Source organism: Desulfobacterium sp. N47, from assembly GCF_051233685.1.
Lineage (GTDB): Bacteria > Desulfobacterota > Desulfobacteria > Desulfobacterales > RPRI01 > RPRI01.
This window is the reverse complement of sequence record NZ_JBAMMY010000027.1, coordinates 1-6,277: the sequence shown is the minus strand read 5'-3', so window position 1 is coordinate 6,277 and position 6,277 is coordinate 1. Positions and strand designations below refer to the sequence as shown.

The 6,277-nt window shown below is 45.7% G+C and carries 8 protein-coding genes and 1 pseudogene; 7 read left to right on the top strand and 2 right to left on the bottom strand.

Annotated features, from left to right (window positions below; genetic code table 11):
- From VXK47_RS01185 to VXK47_RS01175, 3 genes and pseudogenes are all read left to right on the top strand, one after another.
- Positions 1–372: hypothetical protein (locus tag VXK47_RS01185; protein ID WP_435546947.1), on the top strand; the 372-nt coding region annotated here is incomplete at its 5' end.
- A gap of 164 nt (positions 373–536) precedes the next feature.
- Positions 537–884, top strand: a complete 348-nt coding sequence (locus tag VXK47_RS01180) for an HTH domain-containing protein (RefSeq protein WP_435546946.1) — start codon at positions 537–539, stop codon at positions 882–884.
- A 325-nt stretch (positions 885–1,209) separates the two neighbouring features.
- Positions 1,210–1,527, top strand: a pseudogene (locus VXK47_RS01175) (transposase); the annotation flags it as partial.
- Between the two features lie 193 nt (positions 1,528–1,720).
- Here VXK47_RS01175 and VXK47_RS01170 read toward each other — a convergent pair.
- Positions 1,721–2,794, bottom strand: a complete 1,074-nt coding sequence (locus VXK47_RS01170; protein ID WP_435546945.1) for an IS1595 family transposase — start codon at positions 2,792–2,794, stop codon at positions 1,721–1,723.
- Between the two features lie 85 nt (positions 2,795–2,879).
- Between VXK47_RS01170 and VXK47_RS01165 the strand changes: the two genes are divergently transcribed.
- The 4 genes from VXK47_RS01165 (at position 2,880) to VXK47_RS01150 (ending at position 5,544) form a co-directional block, all read left to right on the top strand.
- Entirely contained in the window at positions 2,880–3,362 is a 483-nt protein-coding gene (locus tag VXK47_RS01165; RefSeq protein WP_435546944.1) for a DUF4198 domain-containing protein, read from the top strand.
- A complete protein-coding gene (locus tag VXK47_RS01160; RefSeq protein WP_435546943.1) occupies positions 3,362–3,811 on the top strand; it encodes a hypothetical protein in 450 nt (149 codons plus the stop codon). The genes VXK47_RS01165 and VXK47_RS01160 overlap by 1 nt, the downstream gene beginning before the upstream one ends.
- Positions 3,812–4,100: 289 nt before the next feature.
- Positions 4,101–4,697: an energy-coupling factor transporter transmembrane component T family protein gene (gene cbiQ / locus VXK47_RS01155; RefSeq protein WP_435546942.1), complete on the top strand. Its 597-nt coding sequence runs from the start codon at positions 4,101–4,103 to the stop codon at positions 4,695–4,697.
- A gap of 202 nt (positions 4,698–4,899) precedes the next feature.
- The gene (locus tag VXK47_RS01150; RefSeq protein WP_435546941.1) at positions 4,900–5,544 is read left to right on the top strand and encodes an energy-coupling factor ABC transporter ATP-binding protein; all 645 of its coding nucleotides are present in this window, start codon (positions 4,900–4,902) and stop codon (positions 5,542–5,544) included.
- Positions 5,545–5,656: 112 nt separating this feature from the next.
- On the opposite strand, the gene VXK47_RS01145 is transcribed toward VXK47_RS01150, so the two are convergent.
- Positions 5,657–6,121 (bottom strand): LysR substrate-binding domain-containing protein, encoded by a 465-nt coding sequence (locus VXK47_RS01145; protein ID WP_435546948.1) that lies wholly within the window; start codon positions 6,119–6,121, stop codon positions 5,657–5,659.
- Positions 6,122–6,277: the final 156 nt, after the last annotated feature.

The window sequence follows — 6,277 nt, the reverse complement described above, 5'->3', positions numbered from 1 at the left end:
ATGGAGCCGATGAAGAGGATTGCCCCCGAAATCTATCGCAAGCTTGGCCTCTTAGGGTCCCTGACGACCTTTCGGGTGGCGGAGAAGATCGGAGGTATGTTCGGTTGGGCCGTGGATAAGATGACAATCTGGAGCGCTGTTCAAAAGACGGCATCTGAAATAGGCTTTAAGTTGGACGTCAAAGAACTTCCCCACGGAGAAGCGGACGGCACGGGTATCGGCATTAAGGGGATCGCAAAACGCGGGAAGGAACTGAAGGTATTCGTGCAGTATAAGCAGGGTGGTGGGGTTCGGGTAGCAGGCCTTGATATCGGGAATTACAACGGTTCGTGGGACAAGCTTTTTCAGAACAGTATTGAGATACATAGGTGATCGGTTAAGACGTACGCAATGTATACCAGAATCTACTTAACATCCTGAATAATAAAGCTAAAATAGTATCTAAAGATTCCACAAAAGATACGTAAATAATACTTGACATACCAGGGCGTTTGGTGTATACTCCTTTCAAATTTCAACACTGAAAGGAGGATAAAATGCCTTACATAGACAAGTATCTGGAAATCAAACGGGAATTGTTGCAAGCCCAGCTTAGGGTTGTTTATCGCCATCAACGAAAAACAGCGCCTCCGGGACAAAAACTAAAACGTACGTCAAATCTAACTATAGTCGAAGACATACTTCAAAACTCCGACCAGCCTATACACATTTCAAAAATTATTCAGATTGCTCAAAAAGACTATGGTGTCAGTTTGGAAAGAGACTCTATCGTCTCTGCTTTAATAAAAAAGATCAATGCCGGAAAGACGTTCATCCGCGTTTCGCCTAATACTTTTGCGCTTAAGATCAATGCAGAAGCAGTTGGTGAAGGAGGTGCATTATGAGTTTTGTTCATAAGTTGAATAGGTTGCGTAATGTTTTAGGCATCAATGATCACTTCCAGCGGGAAAAAAAATTTCTCTTTTCGAAATCGTGGTATCTTTAATCACCACCTTCTCCGTTTGTGGAAAAAAGAAGAGTATCGCTGACGCCCATAGAAATTTTATAACACACACTGGAAAGTATGTTTCCAGAAGCAGCTTCTGGGAACGAATCGCAAATAAAACACTCTTGGAGTTCATTGAAAAAGCTGTCCTTACATTCTCCTTTCATATCCAGGAAAAGGCCCTTTCAAAACTTTCATGGCTTTCTGTCTTTGAGGATGTATTTATGTACGATGCATCTCCTGTCCGCTTGCCTGCCGGGTTATCAGATATATTTCCGGGCAATCGAAAAAATCACAGCCCTGCCAGCTTAAAATTAAGCGCCCTATACAGACTGAGCGTAAGAAGCACAGAATGGATTAAAATTAGCGCTCAAAAGCCACACGACAGCAAATTCCTTCCAGATTTGAATAAATTAAAGGGGTCTTTGTTTCTATTTGATCTCGGGTACTTCAGTCATGCTTTTCTGTATCAACTGAGTGAAATTGGAGTCTGGTTTGTATGCCGCCTAAAAGCAAACTCCGTCCCAATAATAACAAAGGTCGTCAAGGGTGTGGCGAAGCGACACATTGGGCGACCGTTGGACAAAAATGTTAACCTGAGAGGTATGATTGTCGAGGTCTGGGCAAAGTTGAATCCATGCTTATCCGGTTGGCACATACGCGCCGCCCCTCCCTCTGCTTGGAGCCGGATGCTCACGTTCGGAGCAGTGCGAATGACGGTGCGTTGTCTGCCTGTCAATCCGAATCAAAATCCCACAGTTCTTCCGCGTTCGGGTGCTCCCATACGTCCCCGTAAAGATCTTTGTACTCCGACCCCTCGACCTCCATCGCGATGCCCAACACCGAGTGAAACCCGCTCATCGGGTAGAAGCGCCGGTTGAACCGGAACACGTACTCGTTCAAATACGCTTGAAGATGCTTCGGGCTCACTCCGTGGTGCGTGCCCTGTATCCACGTTTTCAAGTTCGAGAACACCAAGTGGATCAGTGGTATCTGCTCGCCCTTCTCGGCTTGCAGTTCCGATTTCGTCATCCCTTCTGCCTCGACGTCAGGCATTACAACCTCGTGGTCGAACCACTTCCACAAGTCGACATACCCCACCCAGTCGTCTGTCATGACCGTCGTACCAGTCTTGATGTTCTCGGTGGCGAACTTGGTCAGGGCAACCTTTCCGCGGTTCGGGATCAGCCGCATACGTAACCGCCCTGCATAGCGACGCTTCTTGTACTCTCCGTCGACAAGGTCTTCCTTCTCGCTGATACGAACCTCGACAGCTCCGACGGCGACGACCTTCTCGGTGACACCGCGCCCCTTGCCTCGTGTTCGGCCACCGACGTAGGTTTCGTCCAACTCGACGGAATAGCATTGTAGGTTGCCGTCCACGTCTTCGCCCTCGCCTATCTTGCTTCGGCTCGGCCTGACCATAGCAACGCGCAGCTTGTGGAGCATCTGGAACGCTGTCTCGTATCGGGTCAGCCCGAGCTGCCGCTTAAACTGAAGCGCCGACATGCCCGGTGTTTGACTTGTGACGAGGTACGCGGCCCAGAACCAGACCTGAAGGGACGTCTTCGTCCTGTGCATGATCGTGCCAGCCGTGAGAGACGTCTCTGCTCGGCAAGAACGGCAAACGAGCACGCGAGGTCGGGTCGAGATATAGTAAGGTTCGTCGAGGACGTCACACTTCGGACACGTAAACCCGTCAGGCCAACGCACCAGCTCCAAGTAGTCGAGGCAGGCTTGCTCGTCCGGGAACGCCCGCTGGAACTCCAGAAGGTTGGTGACGTAGGGCTTCTCTTTGATTTTGCGCATCAGCAGTCTCCCTCTGCATCTGTGGACGACCCAATCTCGCACCACTGTCAGTTCTGCAGGATGGAAGTCTACCTCTTCGATCTGTATGTGTCAACCGGATAAGCATAGTATATTCTTTGACGGTGGCTACGGGGTAAAAACAACAGAAGGATGGAAAAGGCTTACGAAAAGGGAAGCAAAGGGGAATTTTGAGATTATAGAGTCCTTTAGATCACAGAAATATTCTAAAACCATGTTAAGCCCAAGTGATGTATCCTCGAAACCTCTTGGTTTGAGACTCGAGATAGTACCTCAGAAAAACCCATTTGCAATCAAGGTTGGAGAAACACTCCCAATAAAGGCGCTGTTTGAAGGGAAGCCGCTTCAGGGTGCTACAATCAAAGCAGGATGCACCTATGAAAGAAAATTAAAGGAGTATCAGGCTACTGATAAGGATGGCATAGCTAACATTGTTATTGAAAAGAGCGGGAACCAGATAATTGCTACGAGCTATAAGACTCCCCTGAAAGACGACCCCGATGCTGATACTCTTTCACTCTCAACAAATATTGTCTTTGAGGTTAAGTGATGTTGAAGTTTCTTTATACGTTTTTAATGCTTCTGCTCCTGACATATTCAGGGGCAGAAGCCCACTCCATCCATTATCGAGTCGAAAACAAAGGCATCAGTGTGCGGGTATTCTATGCGGAGGATGACCCGACAAGTTACTCTTCTTATGAAATATTTGGGCCGGGGGACAAAATACCTCACCAAAAAGGGAGAACCGATAAAAACGGGTTCGTCTCGTTCCTTCCCGACAGGCAGGGGAAATGGGCCATAAAGGTATATGGGGAGTCCGAGCACGGGATGCACAGGGTTCAGATCGAGGTGAATGTAAAAGAGAATCTCTTTATGGAGTCTTTCAAAAAACCATTGGTTGCTCAATATACCAGGGCTTTTGTGGGAATCAGTATTATTTTGTTCCTCTTCAGCCTGTGGGTCCTGCTCAAGAGGAGAAAGAAGCAGGAGAAAAATTAAAGAGAGGAAAACAGGAGAAATCAGGGACTCAAAGTCAATCTTCTTAAAACCCCTATGTGCTGCTATGGAAAGGTTTGTTGACCGTAAGTTACAGCCTGTGATGAGGATGCTCGTTAAGTTACGGGAAAATAGCGAGAAGCCTGGCATCACGGAGATCGTAGGAGGCATAGGTTATATCGTAGGGTTGACGGGGGTGGCGATGTACCTGAGAAGAAGATTTAAGGAAAGCAATTAACTCCCCTCCGGCAAAACCAGGCGAGGTAGAGACTTTTTATAGATAAGGCAGATTATGCATCTTGAGGAATTTGCAGAGGGCAGCTCTTTTTTACATCGCCTCGACCCTCGGGTTAAGCTTATAACCTTCCTGCCCTACGTTTTTACTATTGCGTCAATGCGCGACATAAATGGTCCACTCGCCGGACTGTTCATTTCCGCTTCTCTGATAACTTTTGCCGGCATCGGTTTCAGGAAACTCTTGGGCAGGCTGGTCGTGATAAACACTTTTATTTTTGTGCTCTGGATTTTCCTCCCCTTCAGTTCTCCTGGCCATCCTGTTTTCAGCATATTTTCTTTAACGGCGAGTCGTGAAGGTGTCTTGTATGCCCTTTCTATTACACTCAAAGCCAATGCTATTTTTCTTGCAACAATTGCCATACTGGGCACATCGGAGGTAAATTCCCTTGCTCATGCTCTTGTCCATTTTAAGATGCCGGATAAACTCATCTACCTGTTTTTTTTCTTCTACCGTTATATAAGCGTCCTGCACGAGGAGTATGGAAGACTGAAAAATGCGATAGCAATCAGATCCTTTCAACCGGGTACAAATATCCATACGTATAGGACCATACGGATACCTCGTAGGTATGATTCTCGTGAGGAGTTATGAGCGGTCTCAGAGGATTTACAGTGCAATGCTGTGCCGGGGATCCAACGGTAAGTTTCATATCATGAGTCATTTCAGACTCAAAAAGGAGGATGTATTATTTGGTCTGATTATGTTCGTGATAACATTTACGATATGGCTTGTTGACAGATATCCTATTTTTTAAGGGAGGATCAGATTTGCGGTGATGAAACAGGGAGAAACGGTGATAAATATAAAAGAACTCTATTTCAGTTATCCTTACGGGAAAAAGGTGTTTGAAGGTCTGAATTTTTCCCTGAAAAGAGGTGAAACAGTTGGGCTGACAGGCGCCAACGGCGCCGGCAAGACAACATTGTTCCATCTGATAATGGGACTTTTAAAACCTGATGCGGGGGAGATTGAAATATTTGAGAAGGCAAGGAAGGTGGAAAGGGATTTTATTGAGGTCAGGCAAAGGATTGGTCTTGTGTTCCAGGATTCTGATGACCAGCTTTTTTGTCCAACCGTTGAGGAAGATATTGCTTTTGGACCGTTAAACCTTGGAAAATCTCAAGAAGAGACAAAAGCGGTTGTCGGAGAAGTCTGTGAGAAATTGGGACTGAAAGGTTTTGAGAGAAAGGTTACTCACCGCCTGTCAGGGGGAGAGAAGAGACTTGTAGCTCTTGCTACCATAGTGGCAATGAACCCGGAATGCTTCTTGATAGACGAACCCGTTGCCGGTCTCGATGATGTGACAACAGACAGATTTCTGAGATACCTGAAAGAGTACGGGAACACCTATATTATTATCACACATGATCAGGAGTTTTTAAAAAGTGCCGTGGATAAGGTTTATATATTAAAAGGCAGCAAAATTATTCCCCGTTGATGGAACTTTAGCTGGATAACTGGAAAAATTTGAAAGCACTGCTTCACCATCGGATGGAGCGTAATAATGAACATGCAGATAGTTGCAAAAATTGGGCAGGGACAGCATCTTTTCACGAAGCGAGTTGCGCTGTTTTGCAAAAATTTAAGAATATCTCCTGATGGGGCATTAATTTGAGCTGTCTCATATAAATCACATGAAACTCCCTTTCAACCGTCCAGCCTGAAACAGGTATCTCAACAAGAAGTTTCTGCTGTAATTCCCGCCTGATCGCATGAATCGAAACAAAAGAAACGCCCAATCCGGCTATAATCGCTTCTTTGATTGCTTCGGAACTACCCAGTTCGGCAATAATATTCAGCCGGAAATCTGAACCGGTATTTTCTTTCATATAATTTTCCAGGACTTCTCTTGTTCCTGATCCTTTTTCTCTTGTTACAAATGGTTCTTCCATCAGCTCATTTGCAGTGATACAGCTTCTTTTGCTCCAGCGATGTGTATTGGGAACTGCAATGACAAGCCTGTCTTTCCATATAGGTTCCGCATAAATTTTTTTATTTAACGGCTTTTTCCCAATAAATCCTATTTCTGCACAGTAGTGTCCGGTTAGGTTTTTGCATATAAAGTTTGTTCTTTGACAATTCGATTATCAGACTGTGTATTTTTTCCACAGGCACGCAATTCATTCTGGATATTGTTTCTAAGCTGACGAATCCTTTTTATTGATACAGGC